Consider the following 25,838-nt stretch of genomic DNA (forward strand, 5'->3'; position numbering starts at 1 on the left):
TTTTTGTCTTTCAACAAATGCCGCAAGCTGTACATCAGCAGCAACTCTCTCGGGCTGTTAGGGCAACATGCCTTACACCAGGGAGGAGACTCGTTATAAGTGAACGTGACAATTTGAAGGAGTGGATGAGGTCATGAATATTATTGATGAACTTGAATGGCGCGATGCCATCAACCAGCAGACGGATGCAGAAGGGCTAAGAGCCCTAGCGAATGAGAAAGCCGTCTCCGTATATTGTGGAATCGATCCGACCGGCGACAGTATGCATATTGGTCACTTGATTCCGTTCATGGTGCTCAAGCGCTTCCAGCTTGCGGGCCATCGTCCTGTTATTCTGATTGGCGGCGCGACAGGTACAATCGGGGACCCGAGTGGTCGTCAGACAGAGCGCTCTCTGCAGACCTTGGAGCAGGTCCAGGCTAACGTCGATGCTCTCACAGCACAGATGAAGAAGCTGTTCGTGACGGAAGGCGACAACCAGATCCGTCTGGTAAACAACTACGATTGGACGCACAAGATCAATGTGATCGAATTCCTGCGAGACTACGGCAAGAATTTCAGCATCAACACGATGCTGGCCAAGGATGTCGTGTCTAGCCGACTGGATAGCGGTATTTCCTTCACGGAATTCTCGTACCAGATTCTGCAATCGCTGGACTACCTGCATCTGTTCAGAAATGAGGATGTACAGCTGCAGATTGGTGGATCGGACCAGTGGGGGAATATTACAAGTGGTCTGGATTTCATCCGTAAGAAAGAAGGAGCCGAAGCCAAGGCATTCGGCCTGACGATCCCGCTGATGCTGAAGGCAGATGGTACGAAGTTCGGCAAAACAGCTGGTGGAGCAGTATGGCTTGATCCGAAGAAGACGACACCATATGAATTCTACCAGTTCTGGGCGAACTCAGATGATCGGGATGTCGTCAAATACCTGAAGTACTTCACCTTCCTCGAGAAGGAGCAGATTGATGAGCTGGCGCAGAAGGTCGAGACGGAGCCACATAAGCGCGAGGCGCAGAAGATGCTGGCTGAGGAAATGACTCGCTTCGTGCACGGAGAAGAGATGCTGGAGCAAGCGAAGCGGATTACGGCTGCATTGTTCAGTGGTGATATTCGTTCCCTGACAGCGGATGAAATTGAACAGGGCTTCAAGGAAATGCCTACCTACGAGGCGTCCAAAGACGCAAAGAATATCGTGGACTGGCTGGTGGACCTTGGCATCGAGCCATCCAAACGCCAGGCGCGTGAGGACATTACCAAGGGAGCGATCTCCATCAATGGCGAACGTGTAAGTGATATTGCCGTGGAGATTACAGCCGAGCAAGCGATCGGTGGCCGCTTCATTATCGTGCGTAAAGGCAAGAAGAGCTACAGCTTGGTGAAGCTAGGCTAAACAATGAAGCGCTGAAGAGCCTGAGAAATCAGAAACTCGGTAGCTGAAAAGATCGAGAAGCCGGGTACCTGTGAGTAAGATTCTATATAGTTGTATCCCATGTTGAATAGTAGAAGGACTGAAAGCAGCGATTTGGCTTTTAGTCCTTCTACTGCTTTATATGTCTTTTGTTACGGGATCTTTGCTCTTCTAGCTGCTGCAGGTGCCGGCTTCATCACTCATAATAGAGTAATCGCTTGGCATAGGCATTGCGAAAGTCCGTAGGTGTCAGGCCGACGATCTTCTTGAAATACTTCATGAAGTGATGCGCATCTTTATACCCCAGTTGAGCAGCTATTTCGCCGATATTATTGTTCGTATCTGTAAGCAGGAACTTGGCAGCCTCCATCTTCTGCTGCAAAATGTACTGCTTAAGTGAGACTCCTCCCATGGTGGTGAACAGATGTGACAAGTACTTCTCGTTATAGCCGAAATGCTGAGCGATCTGGGACACCTTCATATTTTCGTGCCAATTCCACTTGATGTAGTCGAGAATATCATTGTACAGCTGTGTCTGCTTGGACCCGTCTGCCACAGGGGCCTGCTGTAGCAGCTGATTGTAAAGGGAACAAAGAATCACCGTAGACATATAGTTGCTTAGGGTCTGCTCATTGTAGCTTCTTACGGAATCCTGTAGCTGCTTCATCATGACGATGAGTCTCTCAGGGTCTCTGAGAGTGCCATGCTGCGGAAGTGTAATGGTAGCCTCTTTTCTGGAGGAAAGGGAGTGTAAGGGTTGATCTGTTCGGATCATGCCATGATTCGGTGAGAAGTGAAGCCAGTAAAAGCTGCAATCCGAAGGCTTGAAGCCTCGCTGGCGCATATACGGTGGCATGAACAAATATTCCCCACGCTCGACAGCGAATCGCTCCTCATTGAGCTCCAGATACAGACAGCCCTGAGTCATGATAATCAGTTCATAATCAGTGAGATCACGCTCCATATGCTGCCAAGCTGCGGTGGGAGCAGAGAATTTCCCCGTCATCGTCATGTGCACCGGAGATTGTATATTGACCTCGTAGCTGTACATCTGCTTCACCATCCTTTCTAACCTTTTGCCACTAATTCGAACGTTGCCCTATTTATTCAGGCTTCAAATCACGCTAATCTAGATCTAAGCCGGCTGAACACAATATCGTAAGCATGAGTCTGGTCAGACGACAAGCCATGGCAAATGACTATGCTGTACTATCGAATGAACCTTACGTCACCCGACGGGGAGATCTGTAAGACGCATGAGAAAGATGACAGGAGTGTGGAGCGCTTATGGCAAACGTCCAGGGGACGCTGTTAGACGTCCCGCTCAAGGACCTACGGCTCGCTCAGGTCCGGCTGCAGGATGAATATTGTATCAACGCTTTTGATAAAGAGCTGGCTTACTTACGCCGCTATGAGCCAGATCGCTTATTGTCCTCATTTCGAACGAACAGGGGACTTTCACCCAAGGCTGAGCCTTATCCTGGCTGGGAAAGCACAGAGATTCGCGGCCATACGCTAGGACATTATTTAACGGCAGTAGCACAAGCCTATTCCACGACTCAAGATACTGACCTGCATGAGCGGCTCGTGTATATCGTGGAAGAGTTAGAGGTGTGTCAATTTGAAAACGGATACATTTCTGCATTTCCCGAAATGCTATTCGATCATGTAGAGAATGGAAAGCCTGCATGGGTACCTTGGTACACTATGCATAAGATTATAGCAGGAATTGTGTCAGTTTATCACGCTACCCAGAATATGGTTGCATACCGCTTGGCTGATCGGCTAGGCGATTGGGTTGCTAATCGGGCATTGGGCTGGACAGAAGAGATTCACAATAGGGTGCTGGCTGTAGAATACGGAGGGATGAACGATGTACTGTACCACCTGTATCGCATTACCGCCAAACCATCCCATATGGAAGCTGCCCATCGCTTTGATGAACTGACTTTATTCCACCCAGTACAGCAGGGACGGGATATTCTTCAGGGGAAGCATGCCAATACGACGATACCCAAATTTCTTGGTGCACTGCATCGCTACCAGCTTACTGGAGAGAGCTTCTATCTGGAGGCTAGCGCACGCTTCTGGGATATGGTGGTGGAGCATCATAGCTATATGACAGGAGGCAATAGTGAATGGGAGCATTTCGGTGAACCGGATCAACTGGATGCGAAGCGTTCGGCATTCACCTGTGAGACCTGCAATAGCTACAACATGCTTAAGCTGAGCCGGGAGCTGTTCAAGCTGACGGGCGATATGAAGTATGCTGATTTTTACGAGAATACGTTCCGTAATGCGATTCTATCCTCTCAGCATCCCGAGACGGGCATGACGATGTATTTTCAGCCAATGGCTACAGGATATTTCAAGGTATACAGCTCTGAATTTGAGCATTTCTGGTGCTGTACAGGGACGGGAATGGAGAGCTTCACGAAGCTGAATGACAGTCTGTATTATGAAGGCGAGCATGCATTATACATTACACAGTTCATGAGCTCGACAGTGGACTGGGAGACGGAAGGTCTGAAGGTGCATGTAGATGCACGGGTACCAACCTCGGATCAGATCATGTTGCAGATTCAAGCCCAAGAGGGGCATCAGGCTGAATGCTCTATTCATGTGCGGGTACCGTACTGGAGTACTGCACCTGTGGAGCTGGAGGTCAATGGAGAGAATGTGATGTTCACACCCCATGAGGGATGGCTGACGCTGAAGCGGATCTGGACCGATGGCGATAAGGTACGCATCAGGCTGCCGATGAGCATTACCTATGAAGCGTTGCCTGATGCACAGCATGCGGTTGGATTTCGCTATGGTCCAGTAGTGCTCAGCGCTGCGCTGGGACAGGAGGATCTGAGTACCTCCGCGACTGGAGTCATGGTGAGCGTTCCGACCCGGCATATGCCAATGAAGGATTTCATCACTTTGGAAGCTGGCATGACGCCTGCCGAGTGGCTTACACGCTTGCCTGAGCATTTGGTGCAGGAGAAGGGGGAATTGTCCTTCAGATTGCGTCATACCGATGACGATGAACGTCTCGTATTTACCCCGCACTATCTGCAGCATCGGGAGCGATACGGCATTTATTGGCATCTGGTGCAGCCTGACTCAACGGAATTGCAGCAGCATATCAAGCGTAGTAAGGCTGAGCGCCGAATGGTGAAGGCGACCGTTGATAGCCTCCCCGTGGGAAATGATCAGTATGAGCTTGAGCATCAGGTGCAGGGGGAACGTACCTCCGCAGGCACTTGGGACGGCTACAGCTTGCGCAAAGCGGATACAGGTGGCTGGTTCAGCTACATGATGCGAGTAGAGCCGCAGCAGCCTAATTATTTATCGGTATTGTATTATACTGCCCATACAGCTCAAGAGATGGAGATCCGGTTGAATGATCACTTCTGGCTGCGGGAGCACATTCCGCGAACCAACACTCGCACTTTGACGGAGAAGATGTATCTCCTGCCAGATCATATCAGTATGACGCAGGATGGACTGGAACAGCAAGGATTAGCGTCGCAGCATGTGAAAGTTACCTTCGCAGCTTCTGACACAGAGATCAGCATTTATCATATTTTACGAACGATGAGAGCCTTTGACGCTGAGGCTGCTCTGCAGCAGCTGCTATTTAATGAAGGAACACTGTCTCCAGCCTTCGCACCTGAGCTTAATGACTATACCTTGACCATTGGAGCTAATGTTAAGGCACTGCAAGCAAGCTTTGTACCACAGAATGATCATGCACTAATCTATGTCGATGGCACTCTGATTGATGAATCTGTTATGCGTACTGTGAAGCTATCTGGTGAACGTCAAGAGCTAGTCGTCAGAGTGGTAGCGGAGGATTTCACTTCCGAGAGAAGCTACCTGATAACCATTCAGAGAGAACCGTATATAAATTGAACCTGTATTATTGAGGAAGGGTGGGCAACGGAGGGGACGTTTGGAAGTGGAGGAGGGATAGCGACCGCCTTTGTCTCTGGATTTCCACGGCCAAAAGCCGTTTCCATGGAAGAAATCTGGAGACAACAGCGGCCGGAGCTCCAAATGTTCACCGCAGTTGCGAGCACTCGAACTCTCAGCATCTCCAGTTCAATCTATAATGTGTACATTTTACAGCAATGGAGGAGCAGCTTATGCGAAAAATGTTCATCGTCTTGCTAGTAGTATGTATGACCAGCTTGTTACTGTCTGCTTGCGGTGGGGGCCAGGAGTCGGCTGAGCCACAGCTCACGCCGGATGGGAAGGTGAAACTGAAGGCAATTATGATTAAGCACCCGCTTACGCAGCAGCTCGATAAGATGGAATGGCTGAAGGAGGCGGAGGCACGGGCTGGTGTAGAAATTGAATGGCAGGAGATATCAGCAGATTGGGATCAGAAGAAGGGGGCGCTGCTCGCCAGTGGCGACATCCCCGATCTCATCGTTGGTGTGAACTCCATTACAGATGCTGATTTCGCCCAATTCCAAGGTCTCTTCGAGGATTTGACTGGTCTGATTGAGGCTCATGCCCCGAATGTCCAAGCTATGTTCGAGGCCAAGCCCGAGACGAAGGCGCTTGCTACACAGGTGGATGGCAAAATCTACGGACTCCCCAAATATCAACGCTTCTGGCCTGAGACAACAACCCGACAGTTCATCAACCAGGAGTGGCTGGATCGTCTGGGACTGGAGACGCCGACCACATGGGATGAGCTGCATACCGTGCTGAAGGCTTTCAAAGAACAGGATGCGAATGGGAACGGTGATCCGAATGATGAGATTCCGATGGATTTTGCACCGACTGGAAAAACAGGCTTCGGAGCGTTCATGCCGATCGTATTACTCGGAAGTCAGGGAATCACTCTGACAGATAACGGCGGCATGGGATACTTCATGGAGGATGGCCAAGTCAAAAATTTCTTCATCGACGAACGATACAAGGAGCTGGTGCAGTTCCTTCATAAGCTGTACAGCGAGGGCTTGATTAACCCTGAGGTATTCACGCAGGATTATACCAAGTATCAATCCGTGGCACGTGGCTCGGGAGATACCGCCAAGGTAGGATACACCTTCGGGTGGGAGGTATCAGACCGATTCGGCAATGCGGTTAGCCCGCAATATACGTCATTGGCACCACTCAAGGTGTCAGCCGATTCGACGGCTCCGATGTCGTGGAGCTATGATTACAATTCTCTGAACTATGGAGTGAACACCGTTCAGATGTCAGCTACTTCACCAAGTAAAGAGGCGGCCATGCGTTTCATTAATGAGCTATATGATCCCAAGGTGAGCATGCAGGTACTGTTCGGATCTCTCGGCACGAACATTCAGGATAACGGCGATGGTTCTTATACTATACTCCCGCCAGAGGACAGCGCCATGGACCCGGGTACCTGGAAATGGACCTCGACCTGGGCAGACAATGGCCCTATGTACATTGCGGACGATCTGAAGCTGACGCTTGGCACAGATATGCAATCGGTAGGCAAGCAGACCGAGCCGCTCAAGCCGGCCCTTGATGCGATTGATCTGGACAATGATGTGATGCCTGGCGTCTTTCTGAAATACGCACCTCAGGATAATAGCATGATGGCACTTAATAATACGTCATTCATCAGTATGGCTATTGCCAAATGGTCGGAGTGGATTACGAAGGGCGGCGTTGAGGAGCAATGGGATGCGTATGTGGCAGATGCTCAGCGGACCGGGCTGGTGGCCAATCTGGAGATCATGCAGCGATACTACGATGAGTATAAGAGTAAGCAATAACCTGAGGATCGTTCCCGCCTACAATTCGTGCTGAATGGAGGTATCTTATGATTAGTCAGGCATCCAAATCGGATAAGAAGCTCTCCCGTGCAACAGAGGTACCCAAGCGCACATTACTGAATACGGTTACAAGAGACTATCAGCTGTGGATCATGGTGTTGCCTGCGATTATCGTCATCTTCGTATTCAATTACATTCCCATGTACGGCATCCAGCTAGCTTTTCGGGATTATAACTTCACACAAGGGCTTACTGGCGGTGAGTGGCGGGGCTTTTATTACTTCGAGCAGTTCTTCAACAACTATATGTTCATGGATTTGATGAAAAATACGATCGTCATCAGTCTGGCTACCATTATCTTCAGCTTCCCAGCCCCGATTATTCTGGCACTGCTTGTTCATCAGATTCGCTGGAAACGTGCCAAGAAGACGCTGCAGACGACGGTGTACCTTCCACATTTTATTTCAATAGTAGTCATGGTGGGCTTGCTGAACGTCCTGCTGTCGCCGAATTCAGGGGTCATCGGCCATGTGCTCAGTGCAATCGGTCTTGGTGGTACGAACCTGCTCGGCTCGACGGAGGCCTTCGTCCCGATCTATGTCATGTCGGACATATGGCAGCATGCCGGCTGGAACAGCATTATATACTTTGCCGCCTTGTCCACGATTGATCCGCAGCTATACGATGCGGCCAAGATCGACGGTGCCAGTCGCTGGCACCTGATCCGTTATGTAGAGCTTCCCGCACTGGTGCCGACAATTATTATTTTGTTCATTCTCAGCATGGGCAATGTGCTTGGTACTGGCTTCGAGAAGGTGTTTCTGATGCAGAATCCGCTGAATCTCCCAGTCTCTGAGGTCATAGCAACTTATGTATACAAGATCGGTATTGTCAGCAACCAATTCAGCTATTCGGCGGCGATCGGGCTCTTCAATACGCTGATCAACTTTTTCTTCCTATATGCCATGAATCTCATCGCCAAGAAATTCTCCAATATCAGTCTATGGTAAATGATAAGCGGCATCACTCGGGCAAAGGGAGGAGATCACCTTGAACCAGATTCGGCTAAGAGAACGACCGCTCTCGGATTATGCATTTGATGCGGCTGTTGTGATATTGTCTCTGTTGGTATTTCTGATCGTGGCTTATCCCATCTATTTTGTAATCATCGCGTCGATTAGTGATTCTACTCTTGTATCGACTGGACAGGTGACCTGGCTGCCACGCAATATCAGCTTTTTCGGCTATCAGGAGATTTTCCAGGACACACGCATCTGGACAGGGTACAAGAACACGATTATCTATACAACGCTTGGCACCTTTGTCAATCTGCTGTTCACGCTCCCTGCGGCTTATGTGCTCTCCAGACCGGAATTCCGGGCCAGAAGATGGATCATGTTTGCTTTTGTAATTACGATGTTCTTCAATGGTGGTCTGATTCCCACGTACCTGTTGATGAAGGAGCTTCATCTGACCAATACGATGTGGGTGTTCATTGTCCCGTTCTCAGTGAACGTCTACAATCTGATCATCACACGTTCCTTCTTTGAGCATTCATTACCGAAGGAGCTGTTCGAGGCAGCGCAGATGGATGGCTGTAGTCATTTCAAATTCTTCGCGCAGATTGCACTTCCGCTCTCCAAGGCGGTGGTCTCGGTAGTAGCCCTTTTTTACCTAGTAGCCCATTGGAATGATTTCTTTACAGGGCTCATTTATATCCAGAGCAATCATTTGCAGCCCCTTCAGATTGTATTGCGGGATATCCTGCTATCCAATCAGGTTTTTGCTTCTGGTGCAGGAGCTGGCGGTTCAGCGGGGGGATATGCCCAGCAATATGCGGATCAGGTGAAATATGCTGTGATTATTGTTTCTACTCTGCCAATACTTATTGTCTATCCATTCATTCAGAAATATTTTGAGAAGGGGGTTATGATTGGTTCCGTCAAAGGTTGAGGACGTGGATTAAGACAGCATAGTACGTCTAGCATAAACATCCACAATTTAAATACGGAGTAGATCATTGCAGAGTAGCTCGTTACCGAGTAGCCATTATGGTTGCTCGGTTATTTGTGTCCATGGTTATGTCTTACGCTATCTTGGGAAAAACACATGCAGGGATTCAACCCTGGCAAGCGTGGGGTAAGAGAATAGGTATATTGTGACATGGATAAGCTACCGCTAGAAGGAAGACTATCGTACGAAGGAGGCTTCACCCATGAAGAAATCCATAGCAGATCAGGTACTAGAAGCACTTCTGAATGCGGGCATCAAGCGAATCTATGGAATCGTCGGCGATTCATTGAATGCCATACTCGACTCCATCCGCCGCTCAGATCAGATTGAATGGATTCACGTCCGCCATGAAGAGGTAGCAGCTTTTGCAGCAGGGGCCGACGCACAGGTGAGTGGGAGCATTGCGGTATGCGCGGGCAGTAGTGGCCCAGGAAATATGCACCTTATCAACGGCTTGTATGACTGCCATCGCAACGGTGTCCCGGTGCTGGCCATTGCCGCTCATATTCCAAGCGATGAGCTCGGAAGTGAATACTTCCAGGCGACTCATCCCGAGCAGATCTTTCAGGAGTGCAGCCACTTCTGCGAGGTGATCACGACACCACGGCAGATGCCGCGCATGGTCACGATGGCGATTCAGACTGCCATTGCTCGTTCGGGAGTCTCTGTCATCGTCCTGCCCGGTGATGTGGGCGCGCTTGAGGCTTCTGCAGAGCCTGTGCCTGAGCATGTATACCACGTAACGAAGCCAGTCATCCATCCGGCGAGGGAAGAGCTCTTGAAGCTGGCAGCGTATCTAAATGCCGGGAAGAGAATCACATTATTATGCGGAGCGGGCTGTGCAGAGGCACGTCCTGAGCTTATGGAGCTATGTGAACGACTGCAGGCTCCGATGGTTATTGCCTTACGTGGGAAGGAATATCTCGAATACGATAATCCCTATCTCGTAGGTCTAACCGGACTCATCGGCTATTCGTCTGGTTATCATGCCATGATGGACTGTGACGTATTACTCATGCTGGGGACAGATTTTCCGTACCGCCAGTTCTATCCTGAGGATGCAACGATTGTACAGGTAGATATTGAGCCCGCTCATCTAGGACGGCGCACGAAGCTGGATTATGGATTATGTGGAGACATCAAGGCGACAATTACAGAGCTGCTGCCATATCTTAGGGCGGAGCATAACGGCAAGCATCTTGCTAAATGCGTAGATCGATACGCGAAGGTACGCCAAGAGCTGGATGATCTAGCAGTTGGCAAGCCAGGCAAGCAGCCTATTCACCCGCAATTCTTGACCAAAGTGGTCAGTGAGGCAGCGGATAATCGGGCCATCTTCACCTGTGATGTGGGGACGCCTACCGTATGGGCAGCCCGTTATCTGAAAATGGGACCAGAGCGGCGATTGCTGGGTTCGTTCAATCATGGTACCATGGCCAATGCCTTGCCCCAAGCGATTGGTGCCCAGAAGGCAGCCCCGGATCGGCAGGTGATCTCACTGTCTGGTGATGGTGGCCTGACCATGCTCATGGGCGATTTGTTGACACTGCACCAGCATCGCCTGCCAGTAAAGGTCGTCGTGTATAACAACGGGGCGCTCGGCTTTGTCGAGTTGGAGATGAAGGCTGCTGGCCTTCTGGAGTCAGGGACGACGCTGGTTAATCCGAATTTTGCAATGGTGGCGCAGGCCATGGGAATCGAGGGTATCCGCGTTGAAGACCCAGCAGACCTTGAGGATGCCATGAAGCGAGCACTCTTGCACGATGGCCCTGCACTGATCGACGTGGTAGTCAATCGACAGGAGCTGTCCCTCCCGCCCAAAATCAACCTCAAGCAGGCAGAGGGATTTACACTATGGATGATGAAGGCTGTGCTGAACGGAAGAGGAGACGAACTGGTTGAATTAGCCAAGACAAACCTGATACGCTAGTCTATAATTAGCCATGGTTGGGTATTACAACCGCATAGAAGCAGTCCTAATGCATCCTAGGAGGAGAGAACATGAGTCATACTGGAAAAGTAGCAATCATCACAGGAGCGGGAAGCGGTCTGGGACGTGCTGCCGCCTTGAAGCTGGCGGAGAAAGGGGCCTTGATCTCGGTTGTTGACCTGGTGGAGCCAGCCGGTCAGGAGACGGTGCAGCAGATTGAAGCCGCAGGCGGCAAAGCGATCTTCGTCAAGGCAGATGTTAGCAAAGCAGCCGAGGTGGAGAATTATGTGAAGACAACGGTAGAGGCCTTTGGCCGAGTGGACATGTTCTTCAACAATGCAGGTATTTCCGGTCCTGGACTCAAGCTGGCGGATCATAGCATTGAGCAGTTCGACCAGATTATTGATATTAACTTGAGAAGTGTATTGTATGGTCTGAAATATGTCATTACGGAAATGCTCAAGACGGGTGGAGGCTCTATCGTCAATACGGCGTCTACAGCAGGTGTCGTAGGTGTGCAATCCGTTGCTCCCTATGCGGCAACCAAGCATGGCGTTATCGGCGCTACGAGAACAGCAGCTATTGAGTATGGTAAAGACAATATTCGGGTTAATGCAATCGCGCCGGGGACGATCGAGACGCCGATGGTGGTCCAATTCGGCAAGGATAACCCGGAAGTGTTCCAGGCTACACTGGATAGTATTCCATCGGGAAGACTTGGCAAGCCTGAAGAGATTGCGAATCTGGTTGCATTTCTGCTGGGAGATGAGGCCCCGTACATTAACGGTTCTGTCTACTCCATTGATGGAGGCGTTACGGCGCAGTAAAGGGAATTCCATGGACTCATTGCTGCTCCGGTAAGGTTGAGAGGGACGGAGCCTGAGCGATGACGACTATGAATGTGTATAAGATGGTTTTAGAATATAGATGGTTCATGAATGTTGTAAGAGAGGCTGCTCGGTTCGAGTGGCCTCTTTTCTAGATCAGAATTTCGTAGTTGAAAAACTGGTTAGAAACAGATCATACCAAATGAACTATGCCAAAAGTGAAGGAGGAGGACTGTGACAAGAGCGACAACAATGGCTTTCACAGATACTACTCAAGACGCTAATGAGCCCCGAACAGGCGGATTAAGTCTGTTACCTGAGGGAATCTCGTGGCCAGAAAATCCAGATGGTGAGAAACTGACGTTAGCAATGCATTTGCCAGCCCGTTTTTTGAATGATACGTTTGGCTGTAGCTATCCTGAAGCAACGGCTATATCTGTGTTTACAACTTATAATAGAAACACCTATTTCCTTGATAATATCGTGTATCATGGTGACCCACTAGAGCTGAATATGATCAAAATGGGATTTACGAAGGTGATTGCGCACCCCATAGGACAACCACGCAATGAATCAGAATTTACAGTCCCTGCGCGAGCGATCTCACTCGGGGATAGGATTGAGGATGAAGCAGAAGCCTCATTCACGGGCTCGAAGCTAGGTGGCAGTCCGGGATATTTGCAGAACGAGGGTCTACAGCTTGAACAATTCTTGTTTTGTATTCAGCTCTATGGAGGCGATTATCCTGAAGGGTACAATGATATATTCTACCTGAGTGATTCTGTAGGATACTTGCTGCTTTCACGCAATTTCCACCCTTCGAACGAGGATGAAGACGCTGGTATATTCTTTGTACAGTGCTCTTGAGGTGAATTTGAAGTGGCTTTGATGTGTTGGCACATATAAAGTATTCTGCATCATTTAATAGATGTACAAGCGGAAATAATGGATCTAGTCGTTGGCTTTGATAAAGCTCAGCGGCTTTTTTGTTATAATCTAACAGCAGGCACCTGTATGACTGGAGCATACAGATGCCATACTGGCTACGGAAATAATTAGAAGTCAAAGTTATCCGGATCGGGGCCAACGCGCATATCCTGATTCAAGCTGCTGATCAGCTGCATATCCTGCGGGGACAGCTCAAAATCAAACACATTAGCATTTTCAGCAATGCGATGGGCCTTGATGGACTTCGGAATGGTTACTACGCCATTCTGCAGGTCCCAGCGGATAATGATCTGGGCAACCGACTTCCCATGTTTCGTAGCAATCTCCTGAAGCTCTTTGTGCTCGAGCAATTGTCCCTGCATAAGAGGGGACCAAGCCTCCAATTGAATGCCATGCTTCTGACAGTAGGCTCTGAGCTCAACCTGTGTAAGGCGAGGATGGTATTCCACCTGATTCACCATGGGCTTGATCTCTGCATCCTTCATCAGCTCCTCCAGATGATGAATCTGGAAGTTACTGACACCAATGGCTTTGACGCGTCCTGTTGTGTACAGCGTCTCCAGAGCTCGCCAGGCCTCTTTGAATTTTCCTTCAACAGGCCAGTGGATGAGGTATAGATCCAGGTATTCCAGACCTAACTTACGCAGACTTTCATCATAGGCCTGCAGTGTGGATTCATAGCCTAGCTCGCTATTCCACACCTTGGAGGTGACAAACAGGTCTTCGCGCTCTATGCCTGCCGCCTCTAGGCCTTCGCGAATACCCATACCGACACCTTCTTCATTGGCGTAGATCGCGGCCGTATCCACACTGCGATAGCCTTGGGTGATGGCTTCGCGCACAGCGCTTACCAGCTCCGGGCCTTCTTCGACCTTGAATACCCCAAGTCCAAGCCAGGGCATCTTGACCCCGTTCGCCAATATCGTTGTATCCTGTAAATGAGTTGCCATATCTTTTCCTCCGCTCACAATCATATATTTTGCCAATATCCTAATAGCTCAAATGGTATGAAATGAATTTCAGCTCATTACCGTTGACCATTGCCATTATGCTGCACAGGATTCGTTTTGTGAAGAACGTACTTTTTTGTAATTTAGGTACTCCAAAGTGCCATAGGTACTTGAAAGTGCTATAGATACTCGGCAGTGCTATAGATACTGGAAGGCGACACAGTAGCTTTCTGGCGATTACTTCGTACCGCTTCGATAGGCACTGGGGCTGACGCCGGTTGCTCTTTTGAAGGTACGCGAGAAATAGGGAAGATCCATACCGAGCTGCTCAGCAGTCTCCGAAATGGACAGATCCGTAAATGAAAGTAGTCGCTTTGCCTTATCCATTCGCTTTTGCTGGACATAATGCATCGGCGTGACGCCCATTAATCTTTTGAAATAGGGAATGAAGTAATTCGGATGCAGATGAATGATGTCCGCCAGGGCGTCAATCTCGATCTGGCGATCCAGGTGCTCTTCAATATACTGAAGCACACTTCCAAGCTTGTGGCGTTCCTCATGATAGAGGAAGCGATTAAGCTCTGTAGCATACTCGCACTGCTCCATACAGTAGGCAAGAATATGAAGAAGTGCTGCTTTAAGGCGTAATGGAGCGAGATAACCACCTTGATGAAACTGCTCCTCCATGTCCAGAAATAGGCTCCGCGTTGCCTCGGGATCGGCTGCATCGACAAGGATCAAGCCGACATCGGCTGGAAAGAGAGGCCATTCCCCGATCTTGGCGTCAAAATGACAAAAGTGGCGTGTATAGGGATGTAAGCGAGAGGTCATGGCTGTCTGAACAGAGCCTGCCGGCATGATCATAAGCTGTCTAGGCCTGGGATAATAGGTTTCACCATTCACTATGACAGACCCCTCGCCATCTGCAATGTAATATAGCCGACAGAATGAAGGGACCTCATCGGTATGATTCCAGCCTGCAAATTGGGATTTTGAATGAACTAATGATATAGATACCTTGAGATTCTCCAGCAGATTCTCGCTAAAGGATAGGGATTCAGACATATTGCAGCCTCCTGCCTCGTGTCCGTGATAGTTGTCTTTATTATAATCCAAACAATTGGCATGAACACCTTAGTATTATACAAATATGTCTTAGTTTCAGGTATTCTACTTCCAATGAAAACGTTATATTCTCTATCCATACCATAACCAAGGAGGTCATCCAAGCGGAATGGAGAAGGTACGTTACGGAATTATTGGCATTGGGAATATGGGGAAGTCCCATGCCATTCAGCTGTTGAATCAGATAGAGGGGGCCGAGTTAGCCGCCGTATGTGATATATCTCCAGAGCGCCTGAAGTGGGCTAAGGAAGAGCTGCCAGCAGGGATACATCACTATGAGCAGCCTGAGGCCATGCTCCAGTCGGGTCAGATTGACGCAGTGATTGTCGCTACACCACATTATGACCATCCTACACTTGCTATTCAGGCGTTCGATGCAGGCTTGCATGTGCTGATTGAGAAGCCGGCAGGCGTCTATACCAAGGCGGTCAGACAGATGAATGAGAAGGCGGCGGCTTCGGACCGGGTGTTCGGCATTATGTATAATCAGCGAACCAATCCACTGTACCAGAAGCTGAAGGAACTGATCTCGTCAGGTGAGCTGGGAGAAGTCCGCCGTACCAATTGGATTGTCACGAATTGGTACCGCTCTCAAAGCTACTATGATTCAGGTGGCTGGAGAGCAACCTGGGCTGGAGAGGGTGGAGGCGTACTACTGAATCAGGACCCGCATCAGCTTGATCTGTGGCAGTGGACGACAGGATTAATGCCGACGAGAGTCCGGGCCTTCTGTTATTTTGGCAAATACCACGATATTGAGGTCGAGGACGATGTAACAGCCTATGTGGAATACGCCAATGGAGCTACCGGGCTGTTCGTCACGACTACTGGAGAGGCACCCGGTACGAATCGATTCGAGGTAAACGGTACACGTGGCAAAATCGTAGTGGAGGATGGGAAGCTTACCTTCTGGCGACTGCGCGTCCCCGAGCCTGAATGGAATGCAAGCTACACTGGTGGATTCGGCTCGCCAGAATGCTGGACCTGCGACATTCCTGTTCCTGTCGGGCATGGAGAGCAGCACGTGGGCATTCTACGTAATTTTACAAATGCGATCCTGCACGGCGAACAGCTACTTGCCCCCGGTGAGCAAGGTATTCATGGGCTTACCTTGTCCAATGCGATGTATCTGTCTGCTTGGGAGGATGACTGGGTCGACCTTCCACTGGATGAGGATCGGTTCCTGGAGCTGCTGGAGAGCAAAATTGCTGACTCAAAATATGTAAAGAAGAACGCGGCTGATATTACGCTGGACGTGACGGGAACCCACTAATACGAACTGAAGGAGGAACACTTGCCATGACACCGGAAAAATTGGCTGTTCAGCTATATACGCTGCGTAATTACACGCAGACAGAGGAGGGACTCAGGGAGACGCTCTCCAAGGTGGCCAAGATAGGCTACCGTTCTGTGCAGGTATCTGGTATTGGTCCCATACCCCCTCACACGGTTAAGCAATTGACTGATGAAGCGGGTCTGTCCATATGCGCTACCCATATTCCGTGGGATCGGCTGGAGAACAACCTGGAAGCGGTTGCGGAGCAGCATAAGCTGTGGAACTGCTCGTACGTAGGTCTTGGGGGAATGCCTCAGGCTTTCCGGGGCTCGGCAGAGGGCTATCGAGCTTTCATTGCAAAAGCAGGGTCCATTGCGAATAAGCTCAAGCATGATTACGGTCTGCAATTCGTGTATCACAATCACCATTTTGAATTTGAGCGCTTTGAGGGGAAGGCTGGCCTGCAAATCATACTTGATGAGACGGACCCCGCTTCCTTCGGCCTGGAGCTGGATTTGTACTGGATTCAGGCAGGTGGCGGTGACCCGGTGGAATGGATTCGCAAGACTGCTGGACGGATGCAGGTCGTGCATTTCAAGGATATGGCGATCGTAGCCGAGAAGCAGCTATTTGCGGAGATTGGTGAAGGAAACATGAACTATCCTGCGATTATTAAGGCCTGTAATGAAACAGGCATCGAGTGGGTGGTAGTGGAACAGGACGAGTGTCAGCGCGATCCGTTCGAGAGCATTGAGATCAGCTGGCAGTATCTGCTTGGGAAGTGCGAGGAGGAGATAACAGCATGAATACGAACAATGGCATGATGTATGCCCCAGTCTTTGAGGCGAAGCCCGTCGTAAAGCCAGGAGAATTTGTATTTGCAGCTATGGCACTGGACCATGGGCATATCTACGGAATGTGTAATGGATTGCTTGAAGCAGGCGGGACATTGAAATGGGTATACGATCCAGATCCGATCAAGGTGCAGGAATTCATGGCACGCTATACAGGAGTGCAGGCTGCACAATCTGCTGAAGAGATACTGGAGGATGCTGACGTCCGACTGGTAGCCGCCGCTGCTGTACCTTGTGAGAGAGGACCACTCGGCATTCAGGTAATGAATGCAGGCAAGGATTATTTTACAGACAAGACGCCATTCACCGAACTGGAGCAATTGGAGGCAGCCAGACAAGTAGTTCAACGAACTGGACGAAAATACATGGTGTACTATAGCGAGCGTTTGCACGTGGAAAGTGCTGTATATGCAGGCCAATTGATCAAAGAGGGAGCCATTGGACGTGTCATTCAGGTAATGGGTACAGGACCTCATCGTCTGAGTGCGCCGGATCGACCGGCATGGTTCTTCGAGAAGAGCAAATATGGAGGCATTCTCTGCGATATTGGCAGCCATCAGATCGAGCAATTTTTGTATTATGCAGGCTGCAGGGATGCTAGCGTGGTTCGTAGCCATGTGGGGAATTATGCAAATGCCATTTACCCGGAATTGGAGGATTTCGGGGACGCCATGCTGGTTGGCGACAATGGAGCAACGAACTACTTTCGGGTGGACTGGTTCACTCCGAGTGGACTCAGCGTATGGGGTGATGGCAGATGTACAATTCTGGGGACAGAAGGATATATCGAGCTTCGAAAATATGTAGATATTGCCCGCTCCCAGAAAGGTGATCATGTCTACTGGGTGGATCAAAAAGGAGAACATTACTTGGACGTGGGAGGGAAGGTGGGTTATCCCTTCTTCGGAGAGCTGATCCTCGACTGCTTGCATCGGACCGAGCGGGCTATGACACAGCACCATGTCTTCAAGGCAGCGGAGCTATGTCTTCAAGCTCAGGCTCAAGCAGTGAATCTCGTATCCGCCGGAGGTCAGGTACTACATGTGGATCATGATGAAGTGAGGCGATAGCTATGAAGGAGATTGGAGCGGCCATTGTCGGCTGTGGCAATATCAGCACGGTTCATGCGCAGGCGTTATCCGAATTGGAAGGCGTTCAGCTACGTGCGGTAGTCGATACCGATCTGGAGCGAACTCAGTCAATAGGAAGGGAGTATGGATGTGAAGCCCTAGGTGATATACATCAGTTGACCCAAAGATCAGACATTCAGGTCGTACATCTATGTACGCCGCATTATCTCCACGTTCCAATGGCACTAATGATGCTGAAATCGGGCAAGCATGTGCTCACCGAGAAGCCAATGTCGCATACGCTTGCGGAAGGTAGGCAACTGGTTGAAGCCGCTTCAACGAGTGGATTACAGCTCGGCGTATGCTTCCAGAATCGCTATAATGAATCTTCCATCCGCATCAAGGAGATGACAAGCTCCGGTGAGCTCGGAAGACTTGTGGGAATGAAGGCCGTCCTGACCTGGTACAGGGAAGAGGCTTATTATACGCAGAGTCCGTGGCGTGGGCAATGGGCAACGGAAGGTGGCGGTGTCCTGATGAACCAGGCCATCCATACATTGGATCTACTACAGTGGTTCGGTGGGGAGATTGCTACTGTTCACGGAAGTGTGACGACGGACGCACTTGGACATTGCATTGAGGTGGAGGATACGGCGCATGCCAGAGTCCGCTTTGCCAATGGAGCCACAGCTATATTCTACGCCACAAATGGATATGTCGAGAATTCCCCGCTTGAGCTGGAAATTGTCTTTGAGGAGGGCAGGCTGATCCAGCGAAGCCACTCGTTATTCCTTCAGAAGGATGGCGCAGAGACAATGCTCTGCGGAGCCCCTACGTACGACGGCTTCACGGGAAGATCCTACTGGGGGATTAGTCATGTTCATTTGATTCAGCATTACTATCAGTGCCTGAAGTCTGGTACGCCCTTCCCGATTGATGCCTTAGAAGGACTGAAGGCTATACAGCTGATCCATGAGATCTATGAATCTTCTATTCATAGAAGAACCTCGTAAAGGCAGCCGAATAGAGAAATTCAACCAAGAGTCTAGCAAGATCAACGGCTCGTACTTCTTTCGAGGTCAATACGAATTCACAATTGATATCAGTGCTCTGCTGGGTAACGCTAGTAGGGCTTTTCTATTTTGATGGTGTGCTTTGAATAAAAGTGCATTAAAGCGAACAACTTAAGGAAAATATAGTAAAGAGGGCTTTTATGAAATTCAAAAAACATAAAAAATTGTTTAAGCCATTTAAAAATGCCCCCAGAGACCATTATCACGAGCCTAGTAAAACAAACATTGAAGATGTTTCTGACCTCCAGCGGATGAGCATAGTCGATTGGATTCAAAAAAAAATAGGTGGGAGTTCAGACGTCGTTTTTCGCACACTATCCAGTTCAAGTGAAACGTGCAATTCCCAGGTGACCATTATCTATATCGAAGGCCTTGTAGATCAACAATTACTAACGAAGATGTTAGATGTATTGTCTAATACAGAGACCAGGCTTCGTGATGCGCTCGATCCAGTAACTTGGCTGAAAACCCACCTCCCAGTAGGGAGTCTCAAGTCTACAGATAAAAATAAGCTTCTGAAATCGATCCTGGATGGCCAGGCGGCAATCATTGTTGACGACGAGAACGCAGCCTTTACTGTAGCGATTGCGGGTGGAGTTCGAAGATCGGTTGAAGAACCAACTTCACAAACGGTGCTTCGCGGCCCCAAAGAGGGGTTTACGGAGGACATCTCCACAAACATGGCTCTTTTGCGTAGAATAATGCGAACACCAGAGCTGCAATTCGATTCATTAACAATTGGAGAATATACACAAACTAAAGTGTCTGTAGCTTTTATCAAGGGTATTGCTGATCCGAATGTGGTTAAGGAAGTGAAAAAGCGACTTGAATCCATCAATACAGATAGTATTTTGGAGAGTGGATATATTGAGGAATTTATACAGGACGGGGTATACACACCTTTTCCAACGATTTTGGATACGGAGCGGCCTGATGCTGTAGCTGGTGGGTTATTGGAAGGGTTAGTAGCGATCATAGTTGATGGTACTCCCTTCGTACTTCTTGCTCCCGTGACTTTTTTCAGATTCTTTATATCAAGTGAGGACTACTATCAAAGATATGATATCGCCTCCTTTTTACGAATCATTCGCTTCACTTCTTTCTTCGTTGCTCTTCTGCTGCCTTCTTTTTTCATTGCATTAACTACCTTCCAGCAGGAGATGTTACCTACAACCCTGTTAATTAGTCTTGCTGCTCAGCGGGAGAATACCCCTTTGCCCGCAGTAGTGGAGGCTCTTCTCATGGAACTGACTTTTGAAGTCATACGAGAAGCAGGTGTGCGTATGCCGCGGGCAATAGGTCCAGCTATCTCTATTGTTGGAGCCTTAGTATTGGGACAATCAGCTGTTCAAGCGGGGCTTGTCTCGGCGGCTATGGTCATCGTCGTCTCGTTTACGGCCATATCCAACTTCGTGCTGCCAGCTATTAATATGGCTTCTGCTGTTCGATTGTTGCGTTTTGCACTCATGTTGCTTGCAGGCTCACTAGGTCTATTCGGCATTTTAGTAGGGTTGGTGCCGATCTTAGTTCACTTGGCATCTCTTCAAACATTCGGTGTTCCCTATCTTCTACCCGCATCGCCCTTCAAAGGTAATAATATGAAGGATTTTGTACTTCGTTTTCCTTGGTGGAAAATGCGAACAAGGCCTGCCATGATCGGTGATATCAATCACATCAGACAGGGACCCGAACAGAAGCCAAATTCTCTATTGACAAGTGATGAACGGAATGATCACTCAGGCAATTAGGAGGGTAACGGATGCTCAAAATCTGTAAAATTTATGTTTCAGTGATTCTTATATTCATTCTCCCAGGATGCTGGAATCGAATTGAGCTTAATGAAATTGGGATTACTTCGGCTACTGGATTTGACCGGGATGGGAATGATTGGTTAGCAACATATCAAGTCATCGTGCCGTCATCCATCACTTCAAATACAGGAGGTGGATCAGGCACCTCCCAGCCTGCGATAAATGTATTCTCTGTAAAAGGCAGTACGATCTCGGAAGCAGCCAATTTAAGCAACCTGGACAATCCGCGGAGGTTATATTTGGCGCATAATAACGTAGTCATCATTGGGAAAGAGGCCATGGACAAAGGAATCAGCCAACTCATCGACACATACTTGCGTAACACGGAGTCGCGTGAAACGGTGTGGCTGCTCCTGACAGATAAAAAGGCTGACAGTATTCTACGTAAGCTAATCCCACCTGAGAAGGTACCTGGTTCAAGCATTTCGCAAATGCTGACAAAAGAGAAGCGAATTTCTTCTATTTTTCCACCCGTCACTGTGTTTGACTATGCCTATAAAATGAATTCTGACGCAAAGGCCATTGGCATACCTATGATTACATTAGCGGGTGCCGAAAGCTCCGAAAATGAAAAAATGCTGGAATCACTGGATATTTATAAAGAGGTTAGCCCACCTCTAAAAATTCGAATTTCTGAGCTAGCTATTATTCAGAACGACCGCCTCGTTGGATTCATGAATCAGCATGAGAGCAGAGGACTGAGCTGGCTTACTAATAGAGTGAATGGAACCGTCTTGTCCTTATCTTCCTCAGAGCATAAATCCAAGCAGAATATCTCTCTTACTGTTCTACGATCCAAAACGAGACTTCAACTAGTGAAACAAGGATATCACTACATAATGAATGTCCGTGTTAACACAAAGGCGAATATAAGTGAATCTGGGTCCAAGTTGAATTCGTCCCAAGTGACGGCGGTCAAACAAATAGAGAAGCAGGCGGCAAAGCAAATTGGAGACGAAATTCGTGCGAGCTGGGAAGTTATGCAGCAGCTTGGGGCAGATTTGGGCGGATTTGCTGATATCCTCCATCGTGAGTATCCGAAGGACTGGAGAGGACTTGAGAAAAATTGGGGAAGAGAGTTTAAGAACGTGGATCTGAATATTCAGGTTAACGTGACCATAAAACGACCGGGAATGTTCCAGAATTCGTTTCGAAATCTAGAATAAAAACTAGTCCATCATCGAAGGAGAACTGTCTTGAGTAAATTGACCCCACAACTATCCGATTTGGTAATCACATTTGCCTTATTTGAAGTAGGAAGCACCACTTTGTTTTTGTTAGGTGGGAGCGCTAAACAGGATGCTTGGCTTGCTATGTTGATCGGCTCTGTCATCGGATTTTTCCTTTTAATGACGTATCTCTGGATACATCATTTGGATAAAGGTAGAGACCTATATGAGCTTTTACAATATTATATGGGGAAAATCCCCGGACGGGTGTTGGGTTTCCTTTTCGCCGTGTACTTCCTGTACGAAACTTCACGTAATTTGCGGGATATGGGGGAGGTAACGGAGCTTACTTTGTTAAACAGGACGCCTGTTGCCTTTATTATGTTCATTGCCATCGTGGTTGTGGGGAATACGGTTAGATATGGGCCTGAGGTACTGATGAGAACCTGCACCATCCTTCTTCCCGCTTTTATTCTCGGCTACATTTCATTGCTTCTATTGATTGTAACCACAGGTTTGTTACACATCGAAAATATGTGGCCGATACTCGAAAACGGCATAAAACCAGTCTGGAACGCTGCCTTTCCGGAAATAGTCTCCTTTCCCTTTGGACAGGTAGTTCTGTTCTTAACCTTTTTCAAGCTCTCTGAACATAATTCGAAATTTAACAAAGCTTTATTAAGCTGGTATGGTGTCGTATCCATTATGCTGATTATATTTAATCAGCTTACCATTCTTGTACTTGGGCCCGATATTGCTGCTAATGCGACAAACCCACTGCTGGAAACGGTGCAGCTCATCCGACTTGCTGGAATTTTGGAGAGAATGGATGCTCTTTTTGCCCTGGTCCTTTTTCTAGGGCTGGGCATTAAAATGGCAGCTTTCTTTATTGGTGCCGTGACAGGGCTGAGTCGAATTTCTAACATAAGATATAAGACACTAATAATACCTGTTGGCATAGCGATTTACTGGTTATCATTTTTATCTCCAAGGTATGCAGAGTATATATGGTTAGGGTTGAATGTATCCGTTACATGGATCGCGCCATTCTTTCAAATCTGTGTGCCTCTGTTACTTGTGTTAGTTATGCTACTACGCAAGAGGAAAAGGTCACAATCCTCACAAAAAACAGGTGGAGAGCGTTATAACCGCATATAATTGCTAAATAGTAGCCGTCCTTTGCTTAACTGCTAGAGGGAGAAGACGACTAGCTCTGGATTGAGATTAATGATTGACGGATATATCGGTATAGCGTCTAATTATTGTATTGCAAATTAAGAAGAATTGGAGGCATTATGAAACTACGTTCCGTTTCCTACCTGTGGAAGCTAGTGCTTTTCTCTGTAGTACTGGGTACTCTGCCAGTGATCATATTAGGTGCCTTGTCTTATTACAATTCCTCGTTGGCTGTACAGCAAAATGTGAACCAAGGAAATGAGCTGTTGTTGCAGCAGACTCAGATGGGAGTCGAGCAGATGCTCAGGACCATTGATAACTCAGCAACACAATTTCTACAGTCCTCGGTTGTAAGCCATGCCTTTAACAAAGAAATCACGAATCAAGATTTTGAAATGGTTCATGAATTATATAAAGGGATCGCCACGATCCAGACTTACGAGCTGGGTATTAAGGAAATCTACCTGGTCAGTCTTAGTAGGGAGTGGATGGTATCAGGCACTGGGGTTAATGAATATAGCTCACCCGATTTCATGCCACAGATGGAAAGCTTCGCCCGTGAACAGACAGGCTCCTTCTGGATCAGGGATAAGAACAGTACTTCCGATACGAGTGAATCCGTCTTTTTTGTGAAGAAATACCCCTTTAATGCGGCTAACCCCAAAGGCATCATCAGTGTTGCGTTATCTCCTGACGCGATCGCAAGAAGATTGTCTCTTCAGGACAACAAATTAGGAAACGCTTTCATTATGGACCATGAATTTAAACTGCTTCATCAGCGTGATGATGGAAGTGCGCCAGGACACAGCCTAGCTGCAGAGCCTTCTTTACAGCCTCTCAAGGAAGCATCGGCTAGTACAGGGCAGTACGTGACCAAGCAAGAAGGGGAGACCGTAACTATCACCTATCGCAAATCCTCTTATAATGGCTGGATCTACGTTTCCGTAGCTTCGAACGAGCAGGTCAATGAACAGAATCAAATGATCGGCTGGATGACGCTTCTCGTATGCTTTCTCATTTTGCTCATCACGTTGTTTCTGGCGTGGATTGGCTCCAGAAGGATGTACAGCCCTATTCGTGCGATTAATACCGCACTTGCCGATGTAGCGGTGACAGCTGATCCGAAGGAGGCTGTGGGTGAACTGCAGGCTATTGGAGAACGTGTTCATTTCCTGCTTCGCAATCACTCGCGGATTACCAATGAGCTTCAGGGACAGCAGATGCAGTTAAAGGAATTTTTCATGCATAAGCTGTTCTCAGGAGAGATCAGCAATGATGATTTTGCGGAAAAGCTGAGCTGGTATGGATGGGAGTGTCCGTGGCCGACCATGAGCTTGCTTGCCATTCAGATCGACACCCTTGAGGATACCCGTTATGAAGAAGGGAACCGGGATCTGCTCATGTTCGCTATCAATAATATGGTGGAAGAGCTCGTCCCCGCTGAGCAGAGGCTCCTCCCTGTAGTTCGTACAGATAGCCAAGTAACCTTGCTCGGGACAGATCAACAGGGAGAGATGCTAAAGGCACAGCTATTTAAGATGTCCTCTGCAATTCAGGCCGCAATATCTCAGTATTTGAATATTAGTGTAAGTATCGGTATTAGCCGTCCATTCTACATGTTCTCTGCAGCACAGCAGGCTATGTATGAGTCTACAACCGCTTTGAAATTCAGCGCAGGTCTTGGGGAACAGACGATTTTGTTTATTGAAGATGTACAGCCGCAGAAGGGTGATCTGAGTCTTTTTCCGCGAGATAAAGAGCAGTCCTTATTCGATGCAGTCCGGTCTGGGGATTTATCACTAGCTGAGGTGGAACTGAAGCATTTCATTGAAGCACTTTTCTCGGCACATGCGCCCTTTCAGGATTATCATTTGTCGCTGCTGCGTCTACTGGTGAGCTTTCTAAAATTTGGCCAAGAGCTATCGCTCCCAATGGAACGAATAGGGGAGGATGAAGCCCTACTAGTCCATGAATTGTTCAGGCTTCGCAATACCCGGGAGATGGAACAATGGTTCTGGTCGTTATTCGTACAGCCTTACACCCTGGAGCTTGAGAGCAGACGAAGCCATCAATTTAAGCAAATTTCGGAGAGCATTATCGACATGATTCATCGAGAGTTCGATACGGAGCTGACGCTGGAGTATTGCTCCTCCCGGATTCATTATCATCCGCACTACGTGAGCCGTGTCTTTCGTCAGGAGACCGGAGTGAATTTTGGCGAGTATCTCACATCTTACCGCATGGAGATGGCGAAAGTCTGGCTAAAGGAGACCGATATGAAGATCGCTGAGATTGCTGAGCGATTACAATATAACAATTCTGCTAATTTCATACGCTCATTTCGCAAAATCATGGGAACGACACCCGGTAAATATCGGGAAGGATTGTAGCTCATAGGGAGGCCTGTAGCGATTACCATACCCCATAGGAGAGATCAACATCAACACGAGCACTG

19 protein-coding genes are annotated in these 25,838 nt (G+C 48.4%); 16 read left to right on the forward strand and 3 right to left on the reverse strand.

Features of this window, described 5'->3' with window-relative positions:
• The first annotated feature begins 133 nt into the window (after window positions 1–133).
• Window positions 134–1,393 carry a tyrosine--tRNA ligase gene (gene tyrS / locus K331_RS0127000; protein WP_028592727.1) on the forward strand — a complete coding sequence of 420 codons (1,260 nt, stop codon included), beginning with the start codon at window positions 134–136 and terminating at the stop codon, window positions 1,391–1,393.
• Window positions 1,394–1,607: 214 nt separating this feature from the next.
• Here tyrS and K331_RS0127005 read toward each other — a convergent pair whose 3' ends face one another.
• Entirely contained in the window at window positions 1,608–2,462 is an 855-nt protein-coding gene (locus tag K331_RS0127005) for an AraC family transcriptional regulator (RefSeq protein ID WP_028592728.1), read from the reverse strand.
• Window positions 2,463–2,698: 236 nt separating this feature from the next.
• On the opposite strand from K331_RS0127005, the gene K331_RS0127010 reads away from it, so the two are divergent.
• From K331_RS0127010 to K331_RS0127040, 7 genes are all read left to right on the forward strand, one after another.
• The gene (locus K331_RS0127010) at window positions 2,699–5,314 is read left to right on the forward strand and encodes a beta-L-arabinofuranosidase domain-containing protein (RefSeq protein ID WP_028592729.1); all 2,616 of its coding nucleotides are present in this window, start codon (window positions 2,699–2,701) and stop codon (window positions 5,312–5,314) included.
• A 233-nt stretch (window positions 5,315–5,547) separates the two neighbouring features.
• Entirely contained in the window at window positions 5,548–7,161 is a 1,614-nt protein-coding gene (locus tag K331_RS0127015; protein ID WP_028592730.1) for an extracellular solute-binding protein, read from the forward strand.
• A 47-nt stretch (window positions 7,162–7,208) separates the two neighbouring features.
• Window positions 7,209–8,171 carry an ABC transporter permease gene (locus tag K331_RS0127020; RefSeq protein WP_084165592.1) on the forward strand — a complete coding sequence of 321 codons (963 nt, stop codon included), beginning with the start codon at window positions 7,209–7,211 and terminating at the stop codon, window positions 8,169–8,171.
• A gap of 40 nt (window positions 8,172–8,211) precedes the next feature.
• Window positions 8,212–9,114: a carbohydrate ABC transporter permease gene (locus K331_RS0127025; protein WP_018884579.1), complete on the forward strand. Its 903-nt coding sequence runs from the start codon at window positions 8,212–8,214 to the stop codon at window positions 9,112–9,114.
• Between the two features lie 262 nt (window positions 9,115–9,376).
• On the forward strand, window positions 9,377–11,104 hold the full coding sequence (gene poxB / locus K331_RS0127030) for a ubiquinone-dependent pyruvate dehydrogenase (RefSeq protein ID WP_028592732.1): 1,728 nt from the start codon (window positions 9,377–9,379) through the stop codon (window positions 11,102–11,104).
• Between the two features lie 71 nt (window positions 11,105–11,175).
• Window positions 11,176–11,931 (forward strand): SDR family NAD(P)-dependent oxidoreductase, encoded by a 756-nt coding sequence (locus K331_RS0127035; protein ID WP_028592733.1) that lies wholly within the window; start codon window positions 11,176–11,178, stop codon window positions 11,929–11,931.
• A gap of 234 nt (window positions 11,932–12,165) precedes the next feature.
• The gene (locus K331_RS0127040; RefSeq protein WP_051290064.1) at window positions 12,166–12,798 is read left to right on the forward strand and encodes a DUF1963 domain-containing protein; all 633 of its coding nucleotides are present in this window, start codon (window positions 12,166–12,168) and stop codon (window positions 12,796–12,798) included.
• 188 nt (window positions 12,799–12,986) lie between these two features.
• Here the strand turns inward: K331_RS0127040 and K331_RS0127045 are convergent, their stop codons facing one another.
• On the reverse strand, window positions 12,987–13,829 hold the full coding sequence (locus tag K331_RS0127045; RefSeq protein WP_028592735.1) for an aldo/keto reductase: 843 nt from the start codon (window positions 13,827–13,829) through the stop codon (window positions 12,987–12,989).
• A 237-nt stretch (window positions 13,830–14,066) separates the two neighbouring features.
• Window positions 14,067–14,894 carry a helix-turn-helix transcriptional regulator gene (locus tag K331_RS0127050; protein ID WP_028592736.1) on the reverse strand — a complete coding sequence of 276 codons (828 nt, stop codon included), beginning with the start codon at window positions 14,892–14,894 and terminating at the stop codon, window positions 14,067–14,069.
• Window positions 14,895–15,063: 169 nt separating this feature from the next.
• On the opposite strand from K331_RS0127050, the gene K331_RS0127055 reads away from it, so the two are divergent.
• The 8 genes from K331_RS0127055 to K331_RS0127090 all read left to right on the forward strand — a co-directional run bounded on the left by K331_RS0127055 (window position 15,064) and on the right by K331_RS0127090 (window position 25,773).
• Entirely contained in the window at window positions 15,064–16,227 is a 1,164-nt protein-coding gene (locus K331_RS0127055) for a Gfo/Idh/MocA family protein (protein ID WP_028592737.1), read from the forward strand.
• Between the two features lie 26 nt (window positions 16,228–16,253).
• Window positions 16,254–17,036: a sugar phosphate isomerase/epimerase family protein gene (locus K331_RS0127060; protein ID WP_028592738.1), complete on the forward strand. Its 783-nt coding sequence runs from the start codon at window positions 16,254–16,256 to the stop codon at window positions 17,034–17,036.
• Window positions 17,033–18,154, forward strand: coding sequence for a Gfo/Idh/MocA family protein (locus K331_RS30710; protein ID WP_036635988.1), 1,122 nt, complete (start codon window positions 17,033–17,035; stop codon window positions 18,152–18,154). The genes K331_RS0127060 and K331_RS30710 overlap by 4 nt, the downstream gene beginning before the upstream one ends.
• Before the next feature lie 2 nt (window positions 18,155–18,156).
• On the forward strand, window positions 18,157–19,167 hold the full coding sequence (locus K331_RS0127070) for a Gfo/Idh/MocA family protein (protein ID WP_028592739.1): 1,011 nt from the start codon (window positions 18,157–18,159) through the stop codon (window positions 19,165–19,167).
• A 200-nt stretch (window positions 19,168–19,367) separates the two neighbouring features.
• Entirely contained in the window at window positions 19,368–20,975 is a 1,608-nt protein-coding gene (locus tag K331_RS0127075; protein ID WP_028592740.1) for a spore germination protein, read from the forward strand.
• Window positions 20,976–20,986: 11 nt separating this feature from the next.
• Window positions 20,987–22,204 carry a Ger(x)C family spore germination protein gene (locus K331_RS0127080; RefSeq protein WP_028592741.1) on the forward strand — a complete coding sequence of 406 codons (1,218 nt, stop codon included), beginning with the start codon at window positions 20,987–20,989 and terminating at the stop codon, window positions 22,202–22,204.
• Window positions 22,205–22,234: 30 nt separating this feature from the next.
• Window positions 22,235–23,365, forward strand: a complete 1,131-nt coding sequence (locus K331_RS0127085; RefSeq protein ID WP_028592742.1) for a GerAB/ArcD/ProY family transporter — start codon at window positions 22,235–22,237, stop codon at window positions 23,363–23,365.
• 137 nt (window positions 23,366–23,502) lie between these two features.
• A complete protein-coding gene (locus K331_RS0127090) occupies window positions 23,503–25,773 on the forward strand; it encodes an AraC family transcriptional regulator (protein WP_028592743.1) in 2,271 nt (756 codons plus the stop codon).
• Window positions 25,774–25,838: the final 65 nt, after the last annotated feature.

Source organism: Paenibacillus massiliensis subsp. panacisoli DSM 21345 (assembly GCF_000426545.1).
Lineage (GTDB): Bacteria > Bacillota > Bacilli > Paenibacillales > Paenibacillaceae > Paenibacillus > Paenibacillus panacisoli.

What these genes read in the sequence shown, in the direction of transcription:
- tyrS (WP_028592727.1), top strand. Translation starts at nt 134, where the DNA reads ATGAATATTATTGATGAACTTGAATGGCGCGATGCCATCAACCAGCAG.
- K331_RS0127005 (WP_028592728.1), bottom strand. Translation starts at nt 2,462, where the DNA reads ATGTACAGCTACGAGGTCAATATACAATCTCCGGTGCACATGACGATG.
- K331_RS0127010 (WP_028592729.1), top strand. Translation starts at nt 2,699, where the DNA reads ATGGCAAACGTCCAGGGGACGCTGTTAGACGTCCCGCTCAAGGACCTA.
- K331_RS0127015 (WP_028592730.1), top strand. Translation starts at nt 5,548, where the DNA reads ATGCGAAAAATGTTCATCGTCTTGCTAGTAGTATGTATGACCAGCTTG.
- K331_RS0127020 (WP_084165592.1), top strand. Translation starts at nt 7,209, where the DNA reads ATGATTAGTCAGGCATCCAAATCGGATAAGAAGCTCTCCCGTGCAACA.
- poxB (WP_028592732.1), top strand. Translation starts at nt 9,377, where the DNA reads ATGAAGAAATCCATAGCAGATCAGGTACTAGAAGCACTTCTGAATGCG.
- K331_RS0127035 (WP_028592733.1), top strand. Translation starts at nt 11,176, where the DNA reads ATGAGTCATACTGGAAAAGTAGCAATCATCACAGGAGCGGGAAGCGGT.
- K331_RS0127045 (WP_028592735.1), bottom strand. Translation starts at nt 13,829, where the DNA reads ATGGCAACTCATTTACAGGATACAACGATATTGGCGAACGGGGTCAAG.
- K331_RS0127050 (WP_028592736.1), bottom strand. Translation starts at nt 14,894, where the DNA reads ATGTCTGAATCCCTATCCTTTAGCGAGAATCTGCTGGAGAATCTCAAG.
- K331_RS0127055 (WP_028592737.1), top strand. Translation starts at nt 15,064, where the DNA reads ATGGAGAAGGTACGTTACGGAATTATTGGCATTGGGAATATGGGGAAG.
- K331_RS0127060 (WP_028592738.1), top strand. Translation starts at nt 16,254, where the DNA reads ATGACACCGGAAAAATTGGCTGTTCAGCTATATACGCTGCGTAATTAC.
- K331_RS30710 (WP_036635988.1), top strand. Translation starts at nt 17,033, where the DNA reads ATGAATACGAACAATGGCATGATGTATGCCCCAGTCTTTGAGGCGAAG.
- K331_RS0127070 (WP_028592739.1), top strand. Translation starts at nt 18,157, where the DNA reads ATGAAGGAGATTGGAGCGGCCATTGTCGGCTGTGGCAATATCAGCACG.
- K331_RS0127075 (WP_028592740.1), top strand. Translation starts at nt 19,368, where the DNA reads ATGAAATTCAAAAAACATAAAAAATTGTTTAAGCCATTTAAAAATGCC.
- K331_RS0127080 (WP_028592741.1), top strand. Translation starts at nt 20,987, where the DNA reads ATGCTCAAAATCTGTAAAATTTATGTTTCAGTGATTCTTATATTCATT.
- K331_RS0127090 (WP_028592743.1), top strand. Translation starts at nt 23,503, where the DNA reads ATGAAACTACGTTCCGTTTCCTACCTGTGGAAGCTAGTGCTTTTCTCT.